This is a genomic window from Actinoplanes octamycinicus (assembly GCF_014205225.1).
Lineage (GTDB): Bacteria > Actinomycetota > Actinomycetes > Mycobacteriales > Micromonosporaceae > Actinoplanes > Actinoplanes octamycinicus.
Map to the genome: position 1 here is coordinate 8,610,521 of NZ_JACHNB010000001.1, position 24,593 is coordinate 8,635,113.

General features: G+C 71.8%; 24 protein-coding genes. 15 read left to right on the top strand and 9 right to left on the bottom strand.

Annotated elements, in window-relative coordinates; all coding sequences use genetic code 11:
• Positions 1-16: 16 nt before the first annotated feature.
• Positions 17-649, bottom strand: coding sequence for an NAD(P)H-dependent oxidoreductase (locus BJY16_RS38995; RefSeq protein WP_185044544.1), 633 nt, complete (start codon positions 647-649; stop codon positions 17-19).
• 142 nt (positions 650-791) lie between these two features.
• Between BJY16_RS38995 and BJY16_RS39000 the strand changes: the two genes are divergently transcribed.
• Positions 792-1,304, top strand: a complete 513-nt coding sequence (locus BJY16_RS39000) for a MarR family winged helix-turn-helix transcriptional regulator (RefSeq protein ID WP_185044545.1) — start codon at positions 792-794, stop codon at positions 1,302-1,304.
• Between the two features lie 60 nt (positions 1,305-1,364).
• Here BJY16_RS39000 and BJY16_RS39005 read toward each other — a convergent pair whose 3' ends face one another.
• Positions 1,365-3,107 carry a methyl-accepting chemotaxis protein gene (locus BJY16_RS39005; RefSeq protein ID WP_185044546.1) on the bottom strand — a complete coding sequence of 581 codons (1,743 nt, stop codon included), beginning with the start codon at positions 3,105-3,107 and terminating at the stop codon, positions 1,365-1,367.
• A 62-nt stretch (positions 3,108-3,169) separates the two neighbouring features.
• Between BJY16_RS39005 and BJY16_RS39010 the strand changes: the two genes are divergently transcribed.
• On the top strand, positions 3,170-4,795 hold the full coding sequence (locus tag BJY16_RS39010) for an isovaleryl-CoA dehydrogenase (RefSeq protein WP_185044547.1): 1,626 nt from the start codon (positions 3,170-3,172) through the stop codon (positions 4,793-4,795).
• On the opposite strand, the gene BJY16_RS39015 is transcribed toward BJY16_RS39010, so the two are convergent.
• A complete protein-coding gene (locus tag BJY16_RS39015) occupies positions 4,770-5,936 on the bottom strand; it encodes an MFS transporter (RefSeq protein ID WP_239176907.1) in 1,167 nt (388 codons plus the stop codon). The two genes, BJY16_RS39010 and BJY16_RS39015, sit on opposite strands and share 26 nt — an antisense overlap.
• A 91-nt stretch (positions 5,937-6,027) precedes the next feature.
• Between BJY16_RS39015 and BJY16_RS39020 the strand changes: the two genes are divergently transcribed.
• A complete protein-coding gene (locus tag BJY16_RS39020; protein WP_185044548.1) occupies positions 6,028-6,972 on the top strand; it encodes a LysR family transcriptional regulator in 945 nt (314 codons plus the stop codon).
• Positions 6,973-6,980: 8 nt separating this feature from the next.
• Here BJY16_RS39020 and BJY16_RS39025 read toward each other — a convergent pair whose 3' ends face one another.
• A complete protein-coding gene (locus BJY16_RS39025) occupies positions 6,981-8,429 on the bottom strand; it encodes an AAA family ATPase (protein ID WP_185044549.1) in 1,449 nt (482 codons plus the stop codon).
• A 185-nt stretch (positions 8,430-8,614) separates the two neighbouring features.
• Between BJY16_RS39025 and BJY16_RS39030 the strand changes: the two genes are divergently transcribed.
• The 5 genes from BJY16_RS39030 (at position 8,615) to BJY16_RS39050 (ending at position 13,672) form a co-directional block, all read left to right on the top strand.
• Positions 8,615-10,147, top strand: a complete 1,533-nt coding sequence (locus tag BJY16_RS39030) for a M28 family metallopeptidase (RefSeq protein ID WP_203758873.1) — start codon at positions 8,615-8,617, stop codon at positions 10,145-10,147.
• Positions 10,148-10,220: 73 nt separating this feature from the next.
• A complete protein-coding gene (locus BJY16_RS39035) occupies positions 10,221-10,670 on the top strand; it encodes a hypothetical protein (protein ID WP_185044551.1) in 450 nt (149 codons plus the stop codon).
• Positions 10,671-10,738: 68 nt separating this feature from the next.
• Complete coding sequence (locus tag BJY16_RS39040) at positions 10,739-11,542, top strand: class I SAM-dependent methyltransferase (protein ID WP_185044552.1); 804 nt, start codon at positions 10,739-10,741, stop codon at positions 11,540-11,542.
• Between the two features lie 911 nt (positions 11,543-12,453).
• Positions 12,454-13,011, top strand: a complete 558-nt coding sequence (locus BJY16_RS39045; RefSeq protein WP_185044553.1) for a hypothetical protein — start codon at positions 12,454-12,456, stop codon at positions 13,009-13,011.
• Positions 13,012-13,270: 259 nt separating this feature from the next.
• Entirely contained in the window at positions 13,271-13,672 is a 402-nt protein-coding gene (locus BJY16_RS39050) for an SRPBCC family protein (RefSeq protein WP_185044554.1), read from the top strand.
• A gap of 42 nt (positions 13,673-13,714) precedes the next feature.
• Here BJY16_RS39050 and BJY16_RS39055 read toward each other — a convergent pair whose 3' ends face one another.
• Both BJY16_RS39055 and BJY16_RS39060 read right to left on the bottom strand, forming a co-directional pair.
• Positions 13,715-14,251 (bottom strand): GNAT family N-acetyltransferase, encoded by a 537-nt coding sequence (locus BJY16_RS39055; RefSeq protein ID WP_185044555.1) that lies wholly within the window; start codon positions 14,249-14,251, stop codon positions 13,715-13,717.
• Between the two features lie 60 nt (positions 14,252-14,311).
• Positions 14,312-15,238, bottom strand: coding sequence for a hypothetical protein (locus BJY16_RS39060; protein WP_185044556.1), 927 nt, complete (start codon positions 15,236-15,238; stop codon positions 14,312-14,314).
• Positions 15,239-15,524: 286 nt separating this feature from the next.
• On the opposite strand from BJY16_RS39060, the gene BJY16_RS39065 reads away from it, so the two are divergent.
• The 4 genes from BJY16_RS39065 (at position 15,525) to BJY16_RS39080 (ending at position 18,721) form a co-directional block, all read left to right on the top strand.
• Complete coding sequence (locus tag BJY16_RS39065; protein ID WP_185044557.1) at positions 15,525-15,971, top strand: hypothetical protein; 447 nt, start codon at positions 15,525-15,527, stop codon at positions 15,969-15,971.
• 100 nt (positions 15,972-16,071) lie between these two features.
• A complete protein-coding gene (locus BJY16_RS39070; RefSeq protein ID WP_185044558.1) occupies positions 16,072-17,547 on the top strand; it encodes a cellulase family glycosylhydrolase in 1,476 nt (491 codons plus the stop codon).
• 185 nt (positions 17,548-17,732) lie between these two features.
• Entirely contained in the window at positions 17,733-18,092 is a 360-nt protein-coding gene (locus BJY16_RS39075) for an ArsR/SmtB family transcription factor (protein WP_185044559.1), read from the top strand.
• Positions 18,089-18,721: an SRPBCC family protein gene (locus BJY16_RS39080; RefSeq protein WP_185044560.1), complete on the top strand. Its 633-nt coding sequence runs from the start codon at positions 18,089-18,091 to the stop codon at positions 18,719-18,721. The genes BJY16_RS39075 and BJY16_RS39080 overlap by 4 nt, the downstream gene beginning before the upstream one ends.
• A 178-nt stretch (positions 18,722-18,899) precedes the next feature.
• Here the strand turns inward: BJY16_RS39080 and BJY16_RS39085 are convergent, their stop codons facing one another.
• Positions 18,900-19,766, bottom strand: a complete 867-nt coding sequence (locus tag BJY16_RS39085; protein WP_185044561.1) for an aminoglycoside phosphotransferase family protein — start codon at positions 19,764-19,766, stop codon at positions 18,900-18,902.
• Positions 19,767-19,861: 95 nt separating this feature from the next.
• Between BJY16_RS39085 and BJY16_RS39090 the strand changes: the two genes are divergently transcribed.
• Together BJY16_RS39090 and BJY16_RS39095 are read left to right on the top strand one after the other, a co-directional pair.
• Positions 19,862-20,212, top strand: a complete 351-nt coding sequence (locus BJY16_RS39090; protein WP_185044562.1) for an MmcQ/YjbR family DNA-binding protein — start codon at positions 19,862-19,864, stop codon at positions 20,210-20,212.
• A gap of 270 nt (positions 20,213-20,482) precedes the next feature.
• Positions 20,483-21,700 carry an IS110 family RNA-guided transposase gene (locus tag BJY16_RS39095; protein ID WP_311775284.1) on the top strand — a complete coding sequence of 406 codons (1,218 nt, stop codon included), beginning with the start codon at positions 20,483-20,485 and terminating at the stop codon, positions 21,698-21,700.
• 68 nt (positions 21,701-21,768) lie between these two features.
• Here the strand turns inward: BJY16_RS39095 and BJY16_RS39100 are convergent, their stop codons facing one another.
• Positions 21,769-22,365, bottom strand: a complete 597-nt coding sequence (locus BJY16_RS39100; protein ID WP_185044563.1) for a TetR/AcrR family transcriptional regulator — start codon at positions 22,363-22,365, stop codon at positions 21,769-21,771.
• Positions 22,366-22,449: 84 nt separating this feature from the next.
• Here BJY16_RS39100 and BJY16_RS39105 point away from each other — a divergent pair, with 84 nt between their 5' ends.
• A complete protein-coding gene (locus BJY16_RS39105; protein ID WP_185044564.1) occupies positions 22,450-23,487 on the top strand; it encodes an MBL fold metallo-hydrolase in 1,038 nt (345 codons plus the stop codon).
• Between the two features lie 17 nt (positions 23,488-23,504).
• Here the strand turns inward: BJY16_RS39105 and BJY16_RS39110 are convergent, their stop codons facing one another.
• Positions 23,505-24,548, bottom strand: a complete 1,044-nt coding sequence (locus BJY16_RS39110; RefSeq protein ID WP_373873424.1) for an ABC transporter substrate-binding protein — start codon at positions 24,546-24,548, stop codon at positions 23,505-23,507.
• Positions 24,549-24,593: the final 45 nt, after the last annotated feature.

A 24,593-nucleotide genomic window follows, 5' to 3' on the forward strand; every position in this document is an offset into this window, starting at 1 on the left:
CGAACTGGCGGCGGGATCAGCGAGCGGCGAGGGCCCGGCCGGCCTCGGCGGCCGCGGTGTGCGCGGCCTCCTGCATCGCGGCCGCGGTCTCCTTGAACGGGTCGAGCGCCGGGTTCACCCCGACCAGGGTGAACTCCCGCTCGATCAGGGTCAGGTCGGCGCCCCAGATGTCGGCGACGACGCGACGCAGGTAGGCGGTGTTGTGGTCCCAGCCGTCGCGCGGGGTGCCCGGGCCGTAGGCGCCACCGCGGGTGGTGACCAGGATGACCGGCTTGCCGTCGAGCAGCTTCTCCCCCTGGCTGCCGCCGGCCATGGCCAGGTCGAACCAGATCTTGACGTGCTGCGAGACGCCGTAGTTGTAGAACGGCAGGGCGAGGATCGCGCCGTCCGAGTCACGCAGCTCGGCGGCCAGCTCGTTGGCCAGCGCGAGGGCCCGGCTCTGCGCGTCCGTGCGGTCGGCCTCGGGGAGCCAGCTGGCCTGGACCGCGTGCTGCCAGGCGTCCGAGGGCAGCGGCTGGTTGCCGATGTGCCGGCGGACGAACTTGGTGTCCGGCGCGGTCTCGAGCCAGGCAGCCTCGGCGATGTCGGCGAGCGCGCTGCTCGCGGAGTGCGGGCCCTGGATGCTGGCGTCGATACGAAGAATGCTCATCGGTGCTGCTCCTGTTGCTTCGCGACTTGAACCGTCAACTCAAGGTAGGCCGAGATGAGTTGAACCGTCAAGTCGTGTCGGTTGATGATTCAAGTCGTGAGGATCACCGGCGGGGTTGAGGATTCAAGCTAAGGTTGTCGCCATGACGACCGAGCAGCGAGAGGCTGAGGAGCCGCGCTGGCTCGACAAAGAGGAGACCGCCACCTGGCTGGCCATGATCAAGATGATCACCCGGCTGCCGGCCGCCCTCGACGCCGACCTCCAGCACAACTCCGGCCTGTCCTTCTTCGAGTACCAAGTGCTCGCCGGCCTCTCCATGCAGCCGGACCGCCGCCGCCGGATGAGCGACCTGGCCGAGTTCAGCGCCTGCTCGCTGTCCCGGCTCTCGCACACCGCCCGCCGGCTGGAGTCCAAGGGCTGGCTCTACCGGGAGCCCGACCCGACCGACGGGCGCTACACCCTGGCCGTGCTCACCGACGCCGGCTGGGACAAGGTGGTGGCCACCGCCCCCGGGCACGTCGCCGGGGTGCGCCGGCTGCTGATCGACGCGCTCACCCCGACGCAGTACAAGCAGCTGCGCCAGATCAGCGAGCGGGTCAACGACGCGATCGGCAACGAGCCGTGCGCCGGCCACGCCAAGCCGACGGTCTGCTGACCACGGGCGCTCCGGCCGTACCGTAAAGGGACTGAGCGCGAGCCGAAGCGGACCGGACGCCTAGAAGAGCTCCGCCGCGGTCTCCTTGCGGTCGCCCAGGTTCTCGATCTGGCCGATCGCGTTCTGCACCTGGTTCACCAGGCCGCTGATGCTGTGCTGCTGGCCGTCGGCGACCGCGCGGACCTGCTCGATCGCCGACCGCACGCTGCCGATGGTGTCGGTCATGGTGGCCACCGCCCGGGACACGTCGGTGGCCGACGCGGTCAGCGCGCCGAGCGTGGCGGTGATCCGCTCGGTGCTCTCCGCGGTGTTGTCGGCGAGTTTGCGCACCTCGTCGGCGACCACCGCGAAGCCGAGCCCGGCCTCGCCGGCCCGGGCCGCCTCGATCGTCGCGTTCAGCGCCAGCATCCGGGTCTCCCCCGCGATCGACGCGATCATCTTCACCATCTCGCTGGTGGCCGGCAGGCTGACGCTGAGCGCCTCGGCGGCCCGGTCGGCCTGGGTGGCGTGCTCGGCCATCTGCTCGGTCGCCTCGTGCGCGGTGGCCGCGCCGGCGTTGATGTCGTGCACCGAGGCGCGCACCGCGTCCACCTCCCGGACCGCGTCGCTGAGCTGGTAGGCCACGCTGCCGATGATCTGGTTCGACTCGGCCTGCACCCGCTGCAGCGCCTCCTCCCGGTCGTGCTCCTGGGCCGCCAGCTGCTCGGTCCGCTCCCGCTCCTGCCGCTCGTGGGTCTCGGCCAGGTCGCGCTCGTCGCGCTCCAGCGCGCCCAGCATGTCGTTGATCGAGTCGCCGAGCCGGTCGAGGTCGGACAGCCCGGCCCGGGGCACCCGCAGGTGCAGGTCACCGGATTTCATGATGCGTTCGACGGCCTTCTGCAGCGGCCGCACGTGGGCGCCCACCCCGCCCCGGATGAGCCGGCCGGCCGCCACCTTGAGGATCACCATGGCGGCCAGCAGGATCAGGCCGATCAGCAGCAGGGTCTGCTCGGCCAGCGCCCGGATCGGCCGGTCGACCAGCACCTCGAGGGTGAACGCCACGCCGTCCACGCCGGTGATCGTGCAGTCCACCGCCACCTGGTCGCCGACCACCGCGGTGGTCACCGTCATGGTGCCGAACGAGCCGGTCAGGTCGGCGTGCCGTTTGCCGTCCCGGGCCGCCGCCCGGATCGTCAGGTTGTCGTGGGTCTGCCCGGTGATCTCGGCGATCGCGGCCGCGTCGAGGGCCCGGAAGACCAGCAGGCCGCCGGACGGGCGGCCGGGACTGCCGGCGTCCGGGTAGGCGGGGAAGCCGCAGAACTCGGTGGGGGTGCCGGCCACGCTGAGCACCCCGCAGGTGCCGGCGCCGGCCACGCCGTCCGGGGCGAACAGGCCGCGCAGCGTCGCCGGGTCACGCAGGGCGTCGGGCAGCGGCGCGTACGCCGACCCGTCGATCGCCCCGCCCACCCGCACGTTGCCGGCCAGGTCGGTGCCGATCGCCGCGGTCATGCCGTACCGCGGGCCGAGCACCGAGGCCGGCAGGTCGGTCGCGAAGCTCCGCTGGTCGCCGAGCCGGATGTCGTCGTACGACGAGCTCCAGATCGAGTTGGTCAGCCCGAAGTCGCTGAGCCGTTGCAGCTGCGCGTCGACCGCGACCCGGAGCTCCTCAGCCTCGCTGCTGTTCTCCCGCTGCTCCAGGTTGTCGAAGGCGCGGATGGTGATCAGCCAGAGCGGCACGAACGTGACGAGCAGGATCACCGCGATCAGGCTCAGCAGGGGCAGTCGCCCGGGCACGCGCAACCATCCGAGGAACGCCTGGATCACCAGACCACGGTAGGCACTCCGGGCCCCTCCTGTTCGCGGTTACCGTGCAGTAGGGTGCGGGCGTGACGCACGAGGTGTTCAACCAGCCGCCGCCCCTGACCGGCTACGACGTCGCCGCCGACGCCGCGCTCACCGAGGCGGTGCGGCGTGAGGGCGCCGGCTGGGCCGACGCCGACCTGCACAAGCTCGGCCTGCGCGCGGGCAGCGAGGAGACCCAGCGCTGGGCCGACGAGGCGAACCGGTACGAGCCCCGCCTGCTCCCGGTCGACCGCTACGGTCACCGCCTCGACGAGGTCGACTTCCACCCCTCGTGGCATCGGCTGATGGACGTCGCGGTCGGCGAGGGGCTGGCCGGGGCCGCCTGGACTGATCCGCGGCCGGGGGCGCATGTGGCTCGGGCGGCGGGGTTCTTCGTCTGGGCGCAGCCGGAGGCGGGGCACGGGTGTCCGATTTCGATGACCTACGCGGTGGTGCCGGCACTCCGCAACAATCCCGCTCTCTCGGCGTCGTTCGAGCCTCTGCTGGCCAGCCGCTCCTATGACCCCGGCCTGCGCCCGCCGACGGAGAAGCGCGGGCTGCTCGCCGGCATGGGGATGACCGAGAAGCAGGGTGGTTCCGATGTCCGCGCCAACACGACGAAGGCCGTGTTCTCGCCGGAAACAGGGACCTATCGCCTGACCGGCCACAAGTGGTTCACCAGCGCTCCGATGTGCGACCTGTTCCTGGTCCTCGCCCAGGCCCCGGGCGGCCTGTCCTGCTTCCTCGTCCCCAGGGTCCTGCCGGACGGCACCCGCAACACGTTCCGGATCCAGCGGCTCAAGGACAAGCTCGGCAACCGCAGCAACGCCTCCAGCGAGCCGGAGTTCGACAACACCGTCGCCTGGCTGGTCGGCGCCGAGGGTCAGGGCGTCCGGACCATCATCGAGATGGTGTCGATGACCCGGCTGGACTGCGTGACCGGCTCGGCCTCCGGGATGCGCGCCGCCCTGGTCCAGGCGATCCACCACGTGAAGCACCGCTCCGCGTTCGGCGGCCCGCTGATCGGCAAGCCGGCCATGCGCAACGTGCTCGCCGACCTGGCGATCGAGTCCGAGGCGGCGACCGCCCTGGCGATGCGGCTGGCCGGCTCGGTCGACCGGGCGGTCCGCGGCGACCAGGCCGAGCAGGCGTTCCGCCGGCTGGCCATCCCGGTCGGCAAGTTCTGGGTGTGCAAGCGGCAGCCGGCCGTGGTGGGCGAGGCCCTGGAGTGCCTGGGCGGCAACGGTTACGTGGAGGACTCCGGGCTGCCCCGGCTCTACCGGGACGCGCCGCTCAACTCGATCTGGGAGGGCTCCGGCAACGTGCAGGCCCTCGACGTGCTGCGGGCGCTGCACCGGTCGCCGGACAGCCTGGAGGTATTCCTCGCCGAGGCCGCCGCCGCGAGCGGCGCCGACCGGCGCCTCGACGAGGCGGTGCGGGAGCTGCGCGGTCAGCTCGCGGATCAGAGCGAGCTCGAGGTACGCGCGCGCCGCGTCGTCGAGCGGATGGCGCTCGTGCTGCAGGGCTCGCTGCTGGTCCGGCACGCGCCGGCCGCCGTCGCCGACGCGTTCTGCGCCAGCCGGCTGGGCGGGGACTGGGGGCACACGTTCGGCACCCTGCCGGCCGGGGTGGACACCGCGGCGATCATCGAGCGGGCTGCGCCCTTCTAGGCAGCAGCAACGGGGTGGCCAGGAGGAGCACGCCGGCCGCCCCGATCGCGAGGCGGGGGCCGATCACGGCGGCCAGCAGGCCCCACAGCACGGTCAGCGCGGCGACGGTGGCGTTGCCGGCCGCCGACCAGGCGGACAGGGTCCGGGCCACCCGGTCCGCCGGGGTCCGGGTGAGCCGGTGGGTGACGAACACCGGATTGAACACGCCCATGCAGGTGACCAGGCCGAACTGGACGGCGATGACCAGCGCCAGGCCGGCCGGGCCGGGACCGACGAAGGCCAGCCCGACCGACCAGCAGGCGCGCAGCGCCCCGGCGACGCGCAGCACCCTCTCCTCGCCGAACCGGGTCACCAGCGGGCGGGCCAGCCGGGAGCCGAGCAGGCCGCCGAGGCACGGCAGGCCGAAGGCCAGGCCGTACTGCCAGGGGGCGAAGCCGAGCGGGCCGAGCATCAGCACGGCGAGCAGCGGCGCGGTGGCCAGGATCAGGCCGTTGACCAGGATGGTGTTGACGAAGAACGGGCGGGAGAGCAGATAGCCCCATCCGACGTGCGGCCGGGCGCCGCCGACGGTGGCGGGCGCCGGCTCACCGCCGCCGATCGCGCGCAGGCCCGCCGCCGACACCAGATAGCTGACCGCGTCGGCCAGCACCGTGGTGACCGGGCCGAACAGGCCGATCGCCGCGTTGCCGAGCGGCGGCCCGAGAACCGTGGCGGTCCAGGCGGTGGCCTCGAAGCGCCCGTTGACGGCGAGCAGGCCGGCCGGCGGGACCAGGACCTTCAGGTAGGCGCCGCTGGCCGCCCGGAACGCGATGCCGGCTGCGGACATCACGACCGAGACAACCAGCAGTTGTGTGAGCGTGAGGCCGCCGAGGGCGTAGGCGGCGGGCACGCTGGCCAGCGCGGCGAAGCGAAGCAGGTCCGACCCGACCATCACCGGCCGCTTGCGGCGCGCCTCGACCCACGGACCGAGCGGCGCGGCGACCACCGCCCCGACGGCCAGCCCGGCCGCCGACAGCAGTGACACCTCGGCCGGCCCGGCGTCCAGCGCCAGGATCGCGATCAACGGGAACGCGTCGAACCCGAGCCAGGTGCCGAAGGTGCTCACCGCGAACGACATCCACAACAACCGCTGTGCTCTCACGGCCGGAATCCAAGCAACCTCCCCGGCCGCCGATCAAACAACCGACACGCCGACCACGCACAACCGTCGGTTGTACGAATACGATGCGGCCATGGATCTCCAGGCCGTCCGCACGTTCGTCGCCGCCGCCGGGGCCGGCCAGTTCCAGGAGGCCGCGGCCGATCTGTCGATCACCCAGCAGGCGGTCTCCAAGCGGATCGCCGGCCTGGAGCGCCACCTCGGGGTGCGGCTGTTCACCCGGACTCCGCGCGGCGCCGAGCTGACCATCGACGGGCAGGCGTTCCTGCCGCACGCGCGGGAGCTGCTCCGGGTCGCCGAGCGGGCCGCCGAGTCGGTGCGCCCCGGCCGGCGGCCGCTGCGGGTCGACGTGCTGGCCTCCCGGCTGGCCTCGTCCGGCCTGCTGCGTGACTTCCACCGGGCCCATCCCGACATCGAGCTCGACGTGATGAAGCTGTTCGACGCCGGGACGGCCGTCGCGGCGCTGCGCTCCGGCGCGATCGACGCGACGTTCCGGGCGGTCGCCACCGAGCTGCCGGACGGGATCGACGCGGTCCGGGTGCTGGACGAGCCGCTCCAGCTCCTGGCCGGGCCCGGGCACCGGCTGGCCGCGGCCGGCTCGGTGCCGGTGGCCCGGCTCGCCGGGCACCGGATCTGGATGCCCGGCCTGGCACCCGGCACCGAGTGGACCGCCTACTACGCCGAGCTGGCCGCCGAGTTCGGCCTGACCATCGAGGCGACCGGCCCCAACCTCGGCGCCGACGCGCTGCTCGACACCGTCGCCGACACCCCGGCGCTGGCCACCTTCATCGGCGCGCGGACCCGGCTGATCTGGCCGGAGAGCCACGGCCTGCGCCGGATCCCGGTGGTCGATCCGACGCCGGTCTACCCGCACTCGCTGCTCTGGCGCCGGGACGATCCGCACCCGGCGCTGGCCGCCCTGCGCGCCCACCTGGCCGCCGTCCCGGCCGCTCGGACCACGGCCGGCACGTGGACGCCGCGCTGGGCACGCGACGGTGAGTCGTCAGTCAGCGGCTGACCCGGTCGTCAGACGTTGCCGCGCAGGGCGCGGACCTCGGCGAGCAGCTCCTGCTGGGAGATCGGCTCGACCAGGCCGCCGGTCCGGGCGTCCTGCATCGCCTTGGTCATCTGCACCCGGCGCAGCACCTCCTTGATGTCCGCGCCGGTCATCCCGGTGCTCGCCACCCCGAGCGCGGCCACGTCCAGATCGTCGGCGAACATCCGGAAGCCGGGCGTCTCGTGCGCCGCCGCCAGGCCGTGGATCATCTTCCGGAAGATCTCCGCGCGGCTCACCTCGTCCGGTTTCGGCACGCTCACCTTGACGTCGAAACGTCCGGAACGGATCAGCGACTCGTCGACCCGGTGCGGGAAGTTCGTGGTGGCCACCACGATCACGTTCGGGTTCTCCTCGATCAGGTCGTTCATCTCCTGCTTGAAGATCCCGGCGACCGCGTTGAGCGCCTGGCTGGCCGCGTCGCCGCCGGCCCCGGCGTAGCTGACGATCGAGTCGAACTCGTCGAACAGCATCAGCGTCGGCACCCGGTACCGCCGGGCGTCCCGGAAGATCTGCTTGATGTTGCGCTCCGAGCCGCCCAGCCACTTGTCCAGGATCTCCGGGGTGCGGATCTCCCGGAAGTCGGCGCCGATCTCGTTCGCCAGGGCCCGGGACAGCATCGTCTTGCCGGTGCCGGGCGGTCCGTACATCAGGATGCCCTGCGGACGGCGCGCGCCCCAGCGGGCCATCGCCTCCGGATGCCGGAAGGACACCGCGATCTGCCGCAGCTCGGCGACGATCTCGGCCAGCCCGCCGACCATGTCCAGGGTGACCTCCTGGGTGGTGACCGGCGCCGGCGGCGGGGCGGCCTCCCGGCTGAACACGTAGCGCCGGCCGCGCAGCGACTCCGGCCCGGCCAGCTCGGCCACCGCCTGCAGGGTCAGCGTCACGAAGGCGCGCAGATGGTTCGCGGTCACCTCGTCGCGCGGCACCTCGGACCGCAGCCGCACGACGTCCCCGTCGCCCTCCCGGCTCACGTCGGCCTGCAGGCCGACACCCGCGTCCGCGAGGACTCCCGGGCCGCGGTCCGCCGCCGGGCCCGTGGTCTTGTCAAAACCCAGTTTCCGGTACGCCGCGGCCGCCGCCGTGCCCACTCCGTCGACGAACCGGGTGGCCACCGGGTCCCCCTCGGCGATCCGCTTGGACAGCAGCACGCCGAGCGGATCGCGCCCGAGCACCAGCTTGCGCATCCGATCGGGGGTCATCTCCTCGGCGCCGGCGTGGATCCGGGCGATGAACACATGCGCCGGTCCGGTGCCGGTCTCCACGCTCGAGACGGTCACTTCGACGCGCCGTACCGGGAGTGGCCATTGCGCCGAATGCACCAGGTCGACCGGGTTCACCCGGGCCGCGGCCAGGACGGTGGAGGCGTCGACCAGCTCGACGGTGGATCCGGCGTACTCGAAAATCTCGCCGCGCATAACGTTTTCCTCCGCTTTCGGATTTTCCCCTTACCGGCTTTTCCCAGAGTGACACGGCGAGGCTTCCAACCCGGCATTCAAGTCAGTTAATCTGCGAAAGCTGATCACCCTCGATGCCGTGGGCGCAGCCGGCGACCCCGGCGGCAGCTCACGGCCGTCGCGATCGTCGAATGTGGAGGAACTACGTGCGTAAACGCATGATCGCCGTTCCGCTCGCCGCCGCTCTGGTCATCACACAGGTGCCGCAGCCGGCATCAGCGGTGGACGAGATCAACACGAAGAAACTGCGCGACGCGGTCACCGTCTCCGGGATCCTCGGGCACGAACGTGTGCTCCAGCGGATCGCCACCCAGAACGGCGGGACCCGGGCCTCCGGCACGCCAGGCTTCGCGGCCAGCGCCGCCTACGTCACCAGCGTGCTGAAGAAGGCCGGATACAAGGTCACCGAACAGAAGTTCACCTTCCCGTTCTACCGGGAACTCGCTCCGGCGCAGCTCGCCCAGGTCTCCCCGACCCCGACCACGTACGAGACGGTCACCTACGACTACTCGGCCAGCGGGGACGTCACCGGCCGGGTGGTGCCCGCCCTGAACAACGTGCTGCCGCCCACCCCGACGCCCAGCTCCACCGCCGGGTGCACGCCGGCCGACTTCGCCCCGGCCTCGGCCACCGCGCCGGAGGTCGCGCTGATCCAGCGCGGTGGCTGCGACTTCGCGGTGAAGGCCGCGAACGCGGCGGCCGCCGGGTACGACGCGGCGATCATCTTCAACGAGGGCCAGCCGGGCCGGACCGACCTGTTCACCGGCACCCTCGGCGGGCCGGGCACGATCCCGGTGGTCGGGCTCAGCTTCGCCGACGGCAGCGCGCTGGCCGCGCAGGCCGCGGCCGGCACCGTGACGGTCCGGGTGCAGACCAGCACCGAGGTCAACGCCGCCGCGCAGACCAGCAACATCATCGCGGACAGCCGCGAGGGTGACCCGGACAAGGTGCTGGTGGTCGGCGCCCACCTGGACTCGGTGGTCGAGGGCCCGGGCATCAACGACAACGGCAGCGGCACGGCGCAGAACCTGGAGATCGCCGTCCAGATGGCCAAGCTGAAGATCAAGCCGCGGCAGAAGGTGCGGTTCGCCTTCTGGGGCGCCGAGGAGGCCGGCCTGCTCGGGTCCGAGCACTACGTGGCCAACCTCAGCGACGCCGAGCTGACCACCATCTTCGCGAACCTGAACTTCGACATGGTCGGCTCGCCGAACTACGTCCGGTTCGTCTACGACGGTGACGGCTCCGACACCGGCACGTCCGGACCGTACGGCTCGGACCAGATCGAGGGCCTGTTCAACAAGTACTTCGCCGACCAGGGCCTGGCCACCGACCCGACCGCGTTCGACGGGCGCAGCGACTACGGCCCGTTCATCCTGGCCGGGATCCCGGCGGGTGGCCTGTTCAGCGGCGCCGAGGGCGTGAAGACGCCGGAGCAGGCCGCGGTCTACGGCGGCACGGCCGGCGCGCCGTACGACGCCTGCTACCACGAGGCCTGCGACGACATCAACAACCTCAACCCGAAGGCCCTGGCCGAGCTGGGCGACGCCGCCGCGCACGCGGTGCTGACCCTGGCCCGGACCAAGACCGGCTTCTACCCGGACGGCAGCCTGCGCGCCGCCGCCCGCAAGGCCGCCGCGACCAAGCAGCTGCCGTACAAGGGCGGCCACCTGGTCCGCTGATCCCTGATCCCTCGACCCCGGCCCCCGCTGCGGCGGGGGCCGGGCCGTGGACCGGATACGGCAGAATGCGCGCATGCGGGTCTATCGGCACTACTCGTGGATCTTCGTGGCGGTCACCGTGATCATGACGGCGTCCGTCGTGGCCGGCCTGGTCCAGCTGCTCGCCGAGCCGAGCATCGACACGATCAGCAAGTCGGCGTTCCTGCTGATGATCTACGCGGCGGTGCTGGCGTTCCCGTTCGTGGCCCTGCGCTGGAAGACCGTGGTCGACGACGAGGCGGTCACCCAGCACTGGTTCCTGAACACCTACCGGATCCCGCTCGCCGAGATCACCGGGATCGAACGGGACGCCGACTTCGCCCGCTGGTTCCTGCGGCTGCGCACCGGCGAGCGGAGCTTCGAGGTGATCCCGTGCTACGTCTTCCGCAACCCGGGCGGCGCCTTCAACCTCACCCCGCCGCGCGTCCTGGCCGCCGTCCAGGCCGACATCGAGTCACGCCTCGCCGCCCAGCACGTCGGCTGACCGGCGGGCGGCGCCGCCGGACCGGTAATGGGGTGGCCGGGTGGCGACGCCGCCGCGAGAATTCCGCAATGGACCACGCGACGCACGAGATCGTCACCTTCTACGAGGACCGCTACGAGGAGGCCACCCGGCTGCAGCGGCGTCCGCAGTCCCGGCTGGAGCGGATCCGCACCCTCGAACTGCTCCGCGAGCTGCTCCCGCCCGCCCCCGCCACGGTCCTCGACGTCGGCGGCGGCCCGGGCGCCTACGCGCGGGAGCTGCTCGCCGACGGCTACCGGGTCCGGCTGGTCGACCTGGTCCCCGGTCACGTGGACCAGGCCCGGGCGGGCACCCCGCCGATCGACGCGGTCGTCGGCGACGCCCGCGACCTGCCCGAGCCGGACGCCTCCCAGGACGCCACGCTGCTCCTCGGCCCGCTCTACCACCTGCACGAACCGGCCGACCGGGTGCGCGCGCTGCGCGAGGCGATCCGGGTGACCCGCCCCGGCGGCCGGATCCTGGCGGCCGCGATCAGCCGCTTCGCCGGCCCGATCGACATGCTCGCCACCGCCCGCTTCGGCGACCACGTGCTGAGCGACGCGGAACGCCTGCTCACCAACGGCGTCAACGACGCCTCGATCGGCTTCACCCACGCCTACTTCCACCGCGTCGCCGAACTCACCGCCGAATGCGAGGCGGCCGGCCTCACCGACGTCGTGATCCACGGCGTCGAGGGCCCCGGCTGGCCCGCCGCCGAGGCCGCCCTGCCCGGCCCCCACGCCGACGCCACCTTCGACGGCGCCCTGCGCCTGGCCCGCCTGCTCAGCACCGAACCCGAGGTGGTCCCGGCAAGCGCCCACCTCCTGGTAGCCGCCACCGCCCCACCCCGCTGACCCCCCGCCCGTCCCCTGCCAGTCCCCTGCAAGTCCTCCCCCTCCCAGTCGCCCCTTTTCAGTCCGCCCTTTTCGGTACGCCGCAAGGCAGTCCGTGCACACGGCGGCCCCGCGACTCACGACCCCGGCTGGGCCCTACGGGTGCCTCAACCACCCCGAAACACCCGTACGGCACAGCCGACAACCGCGACCGCGCGGCAATCCGTCCACACGGAAACCCCGCCACTCACGACCCCGGCTGGCCACCACGGGTGCCTCAACCACCCCGAAACACCCGTACGGCCCAGCCGACAACCGCGACCGCGCGGCAATCCGTCCACACGGAAACCCCGCCACTCACGACCCCGGCTGGCCACCACGGGTGCCTCAACCGCCCCGAAACACCCGTACGGCACAGCCGACGACCGTGACCGCGCGGCAATCCGTCCACACGGAAACCCCGCGACTCACGACCCCGGCTGGGACCTACGGGTGCCTCAACCACCCGGACACACCCGTACGGCACAGCCGACGACCGCGAGCGCGCGGCAGTCCGTGCACACGGCGGCCCCGCGACTCACGACCCCGGCTGGGACCTACGGGTGCCTCAACCACCCCGAAACACCCGTACGGCACAGCCGACGACCGCGAGCGCGCGGCAATCCGTGCACACGGCGGCCCCGCGGCTCACGACCCCGGCTGGGACCTACGGGTGCCTCAACCGCCCCGAAACACCCGTACGGCACAGCCGACGACCGCGGGGCGGGCCGGCACGCGGCGCCTGCGGAGGGCTTAGGGGTGGCGGGACGGCGGTGGGCGTACCGGGAATGGGGTTAATGTCGGGAAAGCGCGCCGGGAGAGGGCAGCGGATCAGGGGAAGTCATCAGCATCGGAGGATTCCCGGTGGGTGGTGTCGGTGCGAGTATGTGGGCATGCACGTCGTGTTCGTTCGCGGGCCCACCGGATCGATCGTTGCCACCGTGCACCGCGCCGACGGGGTCTCGCTGCAATTGCCGGGATATGACCGGAAGCACAAGGTTCCGCACGATCTTGCGCACTACGCGACCGAGCGGGCGCTGGAGATGTCCGGCGGGGTGTTCGGGGCGATCGCCGGTGGCGGGGTGTTCAGCAACATGCGGGTGGTCGGCGGCAAACCGCGGTATGACGCGGCGGCCCGCAGCAAGCGGCTCCTCGACGCGCACCGGCAGACGTTGACCATGGCGGAGCTGCTGGCCGGGGTGGTGCACCGGGCGGTCGAGGACGGCAGCCCCGATCAGACGCCGGCGATGGTCCGGGAGGCTTGGCAGAGCCTGGGTTCCGGGCCGTTCCCGTGGACCGACCAGCACGTCGAGGACGCCGTCCGGATCCTGGCGGAACTGACCGTCGAGTGGGAGGCGCAGGGCGCCGTGCGGGTGACCTGGCCGGACCATCTGGCCGCGGAACTCCCGGCGTCACGCGGGGTCAAACGCGGCCGCCGCGGCCGCACCTGACCTGACCGGGTCACCGCACTCGCCCGCTGACCACGACCGACCGCACCGCCCGACCCGCCGGCCGACCAGACCGACCGCGCCCGGGTGCGCTATCGGGCCCGGCCGCTGACCGCGGCCGACTGCCCCACCGGGCCCGTCTGTTGAGCGCGTGGCCACCGCCCTCAGTTGGTTCCCGAGCGGAACGGGGTCGCACTCGTGGACAGGGCGCGGGGGCGTCGATCCGGATCAGCGTCGCGGTGCGGCGTGCGATGATGCGGCGATGGCCACTGAGTCCCGCCACGTGACCGAGCACATCGACCGGCCCGCCCGGGTGGTCTACGAGTACGCCTCCGACCCGGCCAACCTGGCCCACTGGGCTCCCGGCCTGGGCAGCTCGGTGCGGCTGGAGGACGGCCGCTGGCTGGTCGACGTGCCGGGCGGCGGCGGGCAGGCCGAGGTGGTCTTCGTGCCGCGCAACGACTTCGGCGTGCTCGACCACGAGGTGCTGCTGCCCGGCGGCGAGATCGTCTACGTGCCGTTCCGGGTGCTGGCCGACGGGGACCGGGCCGAGGTGGTGTTCACCGTGCGGCGCGCCGCCGGGATGACCGACGACGAGTTCGACCGGGACGCCGCCGCGGTCGCCGCCGACCTGGCCACGCTCAAGCGGATCCTGGAGAGCTGAGCTGAGCTGCGCTCCCGCTGATCTCCGGGTTGAGCTACGGGTTCAGCCGAGCTGCTGCTCCAGGACCTGGCCCGGCCATGGCGGGCGGCCCGGCTGCGGGACGGTGAACTGCTGGGTCGCGGTGAAGCCCTGCCGCTCGTAGTAGCGGACCAGCGCCCGGTCGTCCCCGGCGTAACAGTCGACCCGGAGCAGGCCGGCGCCGGAGGCCACCGCGAGCCGCCGGGCGTAGGCCAGCAGCCGGCGGCCGATCCCCTGACCGGCGTACTCCCGGTCGGTGACCAGCAGCACCACGTAGAGCTCCGGCTCCGGGGCCGGCGCGACGTAGGTCGGCGGCTGGCCGATGCCGAGCGCGCCGACCACCTCGTCGCCGCGGACCGCCAGGTGCAGGCCACCGTCGGCGGCGATCCCGGAGATGAGCGTGGTCAGCCGGCGGCTCTCGGAGAGCGGCTCGGTGCCCCACTGGCCGGGCCGGCCGCGGGCGGTCAGCCACCGCACCGCGCCGTCGAGCAGCGCCATCACGGCCGGTACGTCATCGGAGTCCCCCGGCCGGATGTCCGTCCACTCTGTACTGTCACTCATCTGAAACATTCTGCCGCACAACTCGGGCCAAGCGGAGAAAGGGTCCACCCGGAATTCCGGTCAGTCGCAGTCGTCGCCGATGTCCAGCGAGTGCTCCGGCTTCGCCAGCTCGTCCGGGTCCTCGGTGTCCGGGAGCCCGTTGCCGGCGACACCCTTGGGCGTCGGCGCCAGCAGCCCCTTCTTCGTGGCGGCGCAGTCGACCCACGCGCCGTAGGCCTTCGCCGCCCCGACCCACATCCCGCGGTCGGCCTGCCGCACCTTCTTGTCCAGCACGAAGTCCCAGTCGACCTGGTCGTGTTCGACGGCGAGCGGCCGGTAGGCGAACTCCCCCTCGAAGGCGTAGACCCAGACGAAGTTGGTGGTCACCCGAAGCGTGCGGATGCCCTGGTCCAGCACCGACTTGTAGGTGACCCGGCCGCTGACCCGGGGCTCGTTCCGCGGGTCCAGCTTGACCGCCGGGTCGATCCGGGTCACCACGTTGCTGGCGGTGTTGTCCTTGATCCACTTTTCGACGGTGGTGCGCGAGTTCGGGGCGAGCAACCGCAGGAAGCCGGCGGTCCGATGCTCGACGATCATGTCGTGGTCGAGCCGGGCGACGATGAGCGCGGTCCGCACGTCGGTGAGCGCCTCGGTGACCTGGGCCGCGCTGAACCCGGTGACCGCTTTGGCCGGCGGCAGCGTGATCCCGGCCTCGCCGATCGGATAGTTCGCCGCGGCGGTCCCCTCGAAGGGGCTGGTCGGCGCGGCGCTCCGGGTGGTGGTCGCGGTGACGCCGTCCGGCGCGCCCGGCTGCGCGGCCGGCGCGTCCCCGCCGGCGAAGGCCCACCGCAGCGTCGGGACGGCCGCGCCGACCAGCAGCGCCACGACCGTCAGCGGGATGAGATAGCGCAGCAGCCGGGCCCGGCGCCCCCATCGGACCTTGCGCTCGGTCTTGCGCGCCCAGTCCTGCAGATGGGCGATCGGATCGCTCTCGTCATGCTGATTCATCTGTCAGTTCCCCGTGTCACGCGTTCATCCGAGCGCCATCAGTATGACCGAGTCATAGATCTTGCGAAATGCATGATCAACGCCGCCGGGTGGCCGATTCCGCCAGGACAAGCGTGGGGTGAGCACGGCCGCCCGTACCGGTCACGGTCACCGTTGGTGATCAGCGGATCCGCCCCGAGTGTCCGGAAGCGAGCGGCCCGGCCGCCCGCCGCCGACCCGGCGGGCGTTCTGGCCGAAAAATCTACATAGGTCTTGACCCGCCGGTATCCACGTCTACCGTTTGGTTATGAGCGACGAGGAGTTCATCCACACGGCCCTCGTCGTGGCGTTCACGGCGGCGCCGGGGCACCCCCGCAGCCTCCAGCACGCCATTGACGAGATCTACCGGCTGTTACATGAGGCCCCGGCGGGCCATCCCGATCTCGTCATCGGGTGGGGGGTTCTCTTCGATCTGCTCCAGGAGCGGGCCGAGCACTCCGGCACCCTCGGCGACTGGGACGCGCTGGTGGACGCGGCCGGCTGCATGGTCCTGGTCGCCGAGCCGGGCACCGAGCTGGCCGTGCGCGCGTGGCGGCGGCAGTGGCAGGCGCTGCTGCTGCGCCACCAGGTGAGCCGGGACCCGGCCGATCTCAGGGACGCCAAGGTGGCCGCCGTGGCGCTGGCCGGCGCGGCCGCCGCCGTGCCCCGCTCGGTGCATCAGCCGCGGCCGCGCCGGCCGTGGCGATGTGATTGATCCACCACCCGTGTTTACACGTACCTGAGGGCGGGTTACAGTCGTCACCCCGATATGGGAGCGCTCCCAAAAGCCCCTTCCCCCCAAAGGTGACGCAGCGTTGAAGCGTAGTGTAAAGACCATCCTGGCTGCCGCGTTCGCCGCGGCCGCCGTCTCCACGGTGGCGTTCTTCGCGCTGCCGGCCAGCGCCGAGGCCGCCTCGTTCACGGTGACGAACTCGTGGGGCTCCGGCTACCAGGGCGAGATCACGGTCAGCAACGGATCCTCGTCGAAGATCGACACCTGGAAGGTCGAGCTCACCCTCCCGGCCGGGTCGACGATCGCCCAGTCCTGGAACGCCACGCTGGCCACCGCCGGGCAGACGTTCACCTTCACCCCGGCCGGCTGGAACGCCTCGATCGCCGGTGGCGCCGCGACCAGCTTCGGCTTCATCGTCAACGGCAGCGGCCGGCCGACCGCGTGCACGGTCAACGGGCAGGCCTGCACCGGCCTGACCGGCACCCCGGCCACCAGCTCGCCGGCCGCCACGCCGACCGGCGCGAAGCCCAGCGCGACCACCGCGTCGCCGACCAGCTCGGCGAAACCGACCAGCGCGTCGCCGACCGCGACCACCGCCTCGCCGACGCCGACCAGGACCGCGACCGGCAGCACCCCGCTCGCCATCAACGGCCAGCTCAAGGTGTGCGGGGTGAACCTGTGCAACGCGGCCGGCAAGAAGATCCAGCTGCGCGGCGTGAGCAGCCACGGCATCCACTGGTTCCCCAGCTGCTACCCCGGCGCGGCGCTGGACGCGCTGGCCACCGACTGGAACGCGGACCTGTTCCGGATCGCGATGTACGTCCAGGAGGGCGGCTACGAGACCGACCCGAGCGGGCTGACCAGCAAGGTGAACAGCCTGGTCGACCAGGCCGAGGCGCGCGGCATGTACGCCCTGATCGACTTCCACATCCTCAACCCCGGCGACCCGAGCTACAACCTCACCCGGGCCAAGGAGTTCTTCGCCAAGGTGGCCGCCCGCAACGCGGACAAGAAGAACGTGATCTACGAGATCGCCAACGAGCCGAACGGCGTCAGCTGGACCACCATCAAGAACTACGCCGAGCAGGTCATCCCGGTGATCCGGGCGAACGACCCAGACGGCATCGTGGTGGTCGGCACCCGCGCCTGGTCCTCGCTGGGCGTCTCCGAGGGCTCGTCGTCCGCGGAGATCATCAGCAACCCGGTGAACGCGGCGAACGTGATGTACGCCTTCCACTTCTACGCCGCCTCACACAAAGACAACTACCGGGCCGAGGTGACCAGGGCCGCCGCGTCGCTGCCGCTGTTCGTCACCGAGTTCGGCACGGTCAGCGCCAGCGGCGACGGCGCGGTCGACACGGCCAGCACCAACGCCTGGATCGACCTACTGGACAAGCTGAAGATCAGCTATGCCAACTGGAACTTCGGCGACAAGAGCGAGGGAAGCTCGATCCTCAAGCCCGGCGCCTGCGCCTCCGGCACCTTCTCGGGCACCACCCCGCTCACCGAGTCCGGCCAGCTGATCCGCTCCCGGATCCGCACCGCCGACGACTTCTGACCCACCACGCGTCCCGACCACATCACCGACTGACGACTGCCACCGCACCACCGAACTCTGGTCCGCCCTCCCCTGCGTGCGGACCACTCGAACCGGGCCGGGCCCTACACCCGGCCCGGTTTTCGGGTTCTCGGTCCATGCCTAAAGCTTCCCCTTATATAAGCTCCGAGTGATAGGATCCTCCCGTGCATGCGTTCGATGTCCTTGGGGATCCGGTGCGGCGTCGCATCCTGGAGCTGCTCGCCGACGGTGAGCAGACCTCCGGCGCGGTGACCGCGGTGATCCGTGCCGAGTTCGGCATCTCCCAGCCGGCCGTGTCGCAGCATCTGCGGGTGCTGCGCGACAACGGCTTCGCCACCGTCCGCCCGGACGGCGCCCGCCGGCTCTACGCGGTCGACGACACCGCGCTGCGCCAGGCGGACGAGTGGCTGAGCCGGTTCCGCCGCTTCTGGACGCCGCACCTCGCCGCGATGGCCACCGAGGTCGCCCGCGGCAAAAGACTGCGGCGACTGGCCGCATCCGACGACGTGAGGAGCAGCGAATGATCGACGTGACCGAGCAGATCAACAACGTCCGGCGCACCCTCGGCGACAAGACGCTGGAGGCCGGCGAGGTCCGGGTGCTGACGATCAGCCAGGTCTACGACACCGACCTCGACGACATGTGGGACGTGGTGTCGAACCCGGAGCGGATCGCCCGCTGGTTCCTGCCGGTCTCCGGCGACCTGCACGAGGGCGGGAAGTACCAGTTCGAGGGGCAGGCCGGCGGCACCATCACCCGCTGCGACAAGCCCCGGTCGGTGGCCGCCACCTGGGAGTTCGGCGGGCAGGTCAGCTGGGTCGAGGTCCGGCTGATCCCGGAGGGCGACGGGCGCACCCGGTTCGAGCTGGAGCACACCGCGCCGATCGACGAGCACTGGGACCAGTTCGGGCCGGGCGCGGTCGGGATCGGCTGGGACATGGCGGTCTGGGGCCTGGCCAACCACCTGGCCGCGCCGGAGTCGCCGCTGGACAAGGAGGCCGCGATGGCCTGGATGCTGTCCGACGACGGCAAGCGGTTCATGAAGCTCAGCAGCGACGCGTGGGCCGCCGCTGACCTGGCGCTCGGCACCGATCCGGCCGACGCGGAGAGGCGCGCCGCCGCGACCTACGCCGCTTACACCGCAACCGAATAGACAATCCGCTTTCCGGTACGCCCGCAGCTCCCGCCCCCGGCTGGCTCGCACGGGTGTCTCGACCCGCTTGAGGCACCCGTGCGAGCCAGCCGGGGAGCGCTTGCCGCGGCCGGGACGGGGACCCGCGACGGGCGCCGCGGGGTTGCTCCCGGAGAGCGGCGAACCACCGGGCGGCGGGTCAGTCGTCGGCCAGCAGCGCGTCCAGCACAGGACGGTCGTTCGTGACGGCGGCCTTCCACAGTGCCCAGCCCCGCCCTCGCTGCCACGTGGCGGGGTCCACGGCCAGCCGCTCCCGGAAGAGCCGGCGGCCGGCCGGGGGCAGGAAGGTCCAGGCGATCACCAGGTCGCACGCCGGATCGCCGACCCCGCACGTCCCGAAATCGATCACCGCGCTCAGCCGGCCGTCGCGGACCAGCAGGTTGCCGGGCGCGACGTCGCCGTGGAACCACACCGGCTTCCCGGTCCACCTCGCGGCCAGCGCCGCCTCCCAGTGGTCCAGCAGCGCGGCGCCGTCGGGCAGGTCCGCGGCGGCCGACCGCATCATGGCGTCGTAGGTGCGCAGCGGCCCGCCGCGGTACCAGTTGTGCAGGCCGGGCGGCGGGCCGTCGGCGGCGTCGACCCGCTGCAGGGCGAGCAGGAAGTCGGCGACCGCGACCGCGAAGGCGCCGGTGTCCTCGACCTTCGCGGTGGCGGCCGGCTCGCCGTCCAGCCAGCGGTAGACCGACCACGGATGCGGGTAGTCCGCGGTGGGCAGACCCTCGCCGAGTGGCGCCGGGATCGGCAGCGGCACCTGGCGGGCCAGGACCGGGAGCCAGCGCTGCTCCTTGGCGACCGCGCCGGCGTACTCCCCGGCGCTGGGCAGCCGCACCAGCATGTCGTCGCCCAGGTGGAAGGTCCGGTTGTCCCAGCCGGGTGTGTCGACCGGGCGGACCGGCAGCGCGGCCCACTCCGGGAACTGGGCGGCGATCAGGCGCTCCACCAGCTCGGTGGCGATCGGCGGGCGGTGCGGGACGGGGCCCAGGTCGAACTCCGGTTCGTCAGTCACCGGAACACCCCACCGTCGCCCGGTCCGGCCCGGCAAGCGATTTACCGGCCGTGTCGCGGATTGCCTCGGCGGCCGGGATGGCGTATCCACAGCTCATGGACGGGGATGAACTGTTGCAGCACTGTCTGGCCAAGCCCGGCGCCTGGCAGGACGAGCCCTGGGAGGGCGACGTCGTGGTCAAGGTCGGGCCGAAGATCTTCGCGTTCCTCGGCAGCACCGGCAGCACCGTCGGGGTGAAGTGCGGCAAGGGCCGGGACCTGGCCGACGAGTGGCTGACCCGCTATCCGGAGGACGCCAGCGCCAGCGCCTACATCGGCCGGCACGGCTGGAACACGCTGCGCTTGCGGGGCGCGATCCCGGCCGACGAGATCCGGGAGGCGGTCGACGCCTCCTACGACGCGGTCGTCGCGACCCTGCCCAAAAAGGACCGCCCCGCCGCCGAGTGAACCGGCCTCGGGGGTTTGATGCTGACTGGCTTCGCTTCGCTCCGCGGCGGCCAGATCAGGCCGCTCGGCCCGCGCTACTTAAAGAGAATTTGGTGTACGACCGCGGCCCGGCCAGGCTTGGTCGAGGTGATCGGTAGGGTGCTCAGGCCCGCGCTGCCCACTCATATGGCGGGGTGTGGCTCTCTCCCGGCTTGGACCCTGCCGGTCACCGTGGCGCGGAGTGGCTGAAGAGGGGTTTGCCCAGCTGTAAGTAGCGTTGCCCTCCCGCTGGTGTGGTTCTGCCGCGACGACGGGAAGGTCAACGGGTACATGGGTCAGCTGATCATTGGAGTCGATCCGCACAAGCGGTCCGCGACGATCGAGATCATCAACGAGCGTGAACAGGTGCTGGCCCGTGGCAGGTACGGCACCGACACCGGTGGCTACCAGCAGATGCTCGCCGCCGGCCGCCGTCACGCCGGCCGGGTGTGGGCGGTCGAGGGCTGTAACGGCATCGGCCGGCACCTGGCCCAGCGGCTGGTCGCCGACGGCGAAACCGTGCTGGACGTCCCGGCGAAACTCGCCGCGAAAGCCCGCAACTTTGACACCGGGCACGGCCGTAAAACCGACGGTCACGACGCGCACCACATCGCGGTGACCGCCCTGCGCACCCCGGGCCTGCGCCGCGTTCACGCCGACGGCGCCACCGTCGCGCTGCGGCTGCTGGCCGACCGCCGCGACCAGCTCGGCGCCACCCGCACCGAGACCATCAACCGGCTGCACCAGCTACTGCTCGAACTGATCCCCGGCGGCGCGAAGAAGAACCTGACCACCGACCAGGCCCGCACCCTGCTCGAACGCGTCAGCGTCCCGGCCGGCGACATCGTCACCGCCACCCGCTATCAGCTGGCCGGCGACCTGGCCGACGAGCTCACCACCCTGGACACCAAGATCAAAGCAGCCAACCGGCAGCTGAAGACCGTGCTGGCCGCCACCGGCACCCAGCTGACCAGCCTCAACGGCATCGGCCCCTCCGGCGCCGCCCGCCTGCTCGGCGACATCGGCGACATCAGCCGCTTCCCGACCCGCGGGCACTTCGCCACCTGGAACGGCACCGCCCCCATCGACGTGTCCTCCGGCGACAACCATCATCACCGGCTCAACCGGGCCGGGAACCGGCGCATCAACCGGGTCCTGCACATCATGGCCATCACCCAGCTCCGCTTCGACACCCCCGGCCGCGCCTACTACCAGCGCAAACGCGCCGAAGGCAAAACCGCGATGGAAGCCATGCGAGCGTTGAAACGACGCCTGTCCGACACCGTCTACCGCCAAATGATCAAAGACGACCACACGGCACAACAGACAGCGACGGGTCCGGGAGGACACACGGGGGCGACTCTGAACTCCAGCGCGGCCGACCCAAACCCCAAGATCGACACTTCGGAAAAGTCACAACCCGGACCCGCCAACCACCACCCTAAAACACCCCTCACACCAACCCCTTGACAGAGGGGTGCCGGGAGCATGCGATCCGCACCCCGGCGGACGCGCATCCATTAAGATCTTGATCTTTCTCAGCACGCCCCGAGGACGAACTCCACCAGGGCGGCGGCGTAGTCGTCGGCGCCGGCCGCCACCTGGTCGCGCAGGTGCGGCGGGGTGGCCAGGACGTGGTTCATCACGCCGCCGCAGACGCAGTCGAGCAGCAGGGTGACGCTGGTGTCCGGGTGCAGCTCGCCGCGGGCGATGGCCCGGCGGACGATCGCCCGGGCGGCCAGGACCTGGGACTCCTGGAGCCGGTGCAGGTGGTCGCGGACCTCCGGGACGCGCTGCGCGTCGACCCGGAGCTGCAGCGCGGCGCGGCCGGACTCGCCCAGGTAGGAGCGCTGGATCTGACGGGCCAGGCTGATCAGGTCGGCGCGCACCGAGCCGGTGTCGATGTCCTCGATCCCGTTGAGCCGGGCGGCGAGGGCGGCGGCGAGCAGCGCCTCCTTGTTCGGCCAGCGGAGGTAGATGGAGGCCTTCCCGACGCCGGCCCGCCGGGCGACCGTGTCGATGGTGAAGCGGTGCCAGCCGTTCTCCCCGAAGACCTCGGCGGCGGCCCGGGTGATGCGCTCGTCGACCTCCGGGTCGCGGGGGCGCCCGACCGGGCCTTGTGGGGTTGCTGACATCGGGCTGGCTCCCGTTGCTGGGCGGATCTTGATCAGTATAGGGTCGGCTTTCTAGACCAAAGTCGTCTAGGAAGTGGGGTTCGAATGGCATCGATCACCCGTGCGGCCGGCGACGAGATCGTCGTGACCGGTGTGGCGCAGCGCGAGGCGTGGCGGGCGCGCGTGCTGCCGCCGGTGGAGCGGCTGGCCGGGGGGATCTGGTCGGTGCCGGTGCCGATCCCGCACAACCCGCTGCGCTACACGCTGTCCTATCTGATCCCCGGCGACGACGGCCTGGTCGTGGTCGATCCGGGCTGGGCGAGCGACGAGGGCTGGGCGGCGCTGCAGGCGGGGCTGGTCGCGGCCGGCGCCTCCCCGGCGGACGTGCTCGGCGTGGTGGTCACCCACGTGCACGCCGACCACCACGGTCTGTCGAAAAGGCTGCAGGACGCGGGCGCCTGGGTCGCCATGCACCCGGACGAGCGCGACGCGCTGAACCCGAGCGGCTCCCCCGCCGACTGGCTGCGGGCGCACCACGTGCCCGAGGCGGAGATCGCGGCGCTGGCCGGCACCATCGGCAAGCACCGGATGGCCGCCGCCGCCCAGCCGGACGTGCTGCTCCACGACGGTGATCTGGTCCCGCTGGCCGGGCGTCAGGTGCGGACGGTCTGGACGCCCGGGCACACCCCGGGGCACATCTGCCTGCTGGAGCCTTCCGCCGGTGTGCTGCTGACCGGCGACCACCTGCTGCCCCGGATCAGTCCGAACATCGGCTTGCAGCGACCCGGGTCGTCGCCGCTGGAGTCGTTCCTGGAGTCGCTGGACCGGGTCGCCGCGCACGACGAGCTGGAGGCGTTCCCGGCGCATGAGTACCGGTTCCGCGGCATCGCCGCCCGCGCCCGGCAGCTCCGGGTCCACCACGAGGAGCGCTGCGACGAGATCGTCGCCGCGGTCGAGCGGCTGGAGCAGCCCACCATCTGGCAGCTCGCCGCGAGCCTGACCTGGTCACGGCCGTGGGACGAGATCGGGCCGATGCGGGTCGGCGCGGTCGCCGAGACCATGGCGCACGTGCGCTACCTCGCCGACCGGGGTGCGCTGCACTGGTCCGGCGAGCACGTGACGCGGCCCGCCACCCGGGGGTGACGGGCCGGTGACGAGCGTCAGGCGAGCTTCTTGGACTTCGTGATCGCGGCGGTGATCGCCTCGATCAGCGGCGCCGCGTGGTTCCAGGAGTAGATCGGCACGGCCTGCCACGGGAAGACCTGGTTGGCCTTGACCGCGGGCAGCGCGGCCCAGGACGGCTTGGACGCCAGGTCCTTCGGCTGCAGGGTGCCGGTGCGCGCGTCCAGGAAGATGATGTCCGCCTTGTACTTGTCGGCGTTCTCCCAGCTCAACGACTCGTAGTAGTCGGCACCCTTGACCTCGGGCATGATCAGGTCGACGCCGAGCTCCTTGAAGTACATCAGGTCGGAGCTGACCGCCGCGCTGGAGACGTAGAAGACGTCCGCCGCGCCGGAGCCGAACAGCACCTTGATCCCGCCGGACGCCTTCGCCGCGGCGGTCAGGTCAGCGGCCGCCTTCTCGAAGCGGGCCTTGGCCTCGGTGACCTTCGGCGCGTTCAGGTCGGCGCCGAGCGACTTGGCCAGCTCGGCGTACCGCTCGATCGGCTTGTTCAGCGGCACCCGGCCGACGGTGATCAGCGCGTTCGACGGGGCGACGGCGAGGATCTTGTCCTTCGACTCGTCCGGCACGTACCACCACGCGCCCTGGTCGAACTGGTGGGTGACCAGCAGGTCCGGGGTGAGCGCGGCGTACTTCTCGACGGAGAACTCGCCCCACGCGTTGCCGACGATCTGGACCTTGTTGATGTCCAGGTCACCGGCCTGTTCCTCGGCGGTGCCGTCGGCCTTCTTGGTCTCGCCGAAGACGCCGACGATCTTGTCCTGCAGGCCCAGGTCGGCCAGGGCGGCCGCGGTGCCGGTGAAGGCGACGATCTTCGACGGGGTCTTGTCGCCCTTCAACTCCTTGGGCTGGTCGTCGGTGAAGGTCCACGGACCGGCGGCGGCGGAGGCGGCGGTGCCCGGCGCGGCCGTGTCGTCGTCCTTGCTGCCACACGCGCTCAGGACGGCGCCCAGAGCAGCGGCACCTCCCGCGGCGAGCAGGCCACGGCGGGACAGGGGAAGGGAGGAATAAGACATGCTCACATCTTTCGCAAGGCAACACACCGGTCGCTCGACCGCTGGGATGGT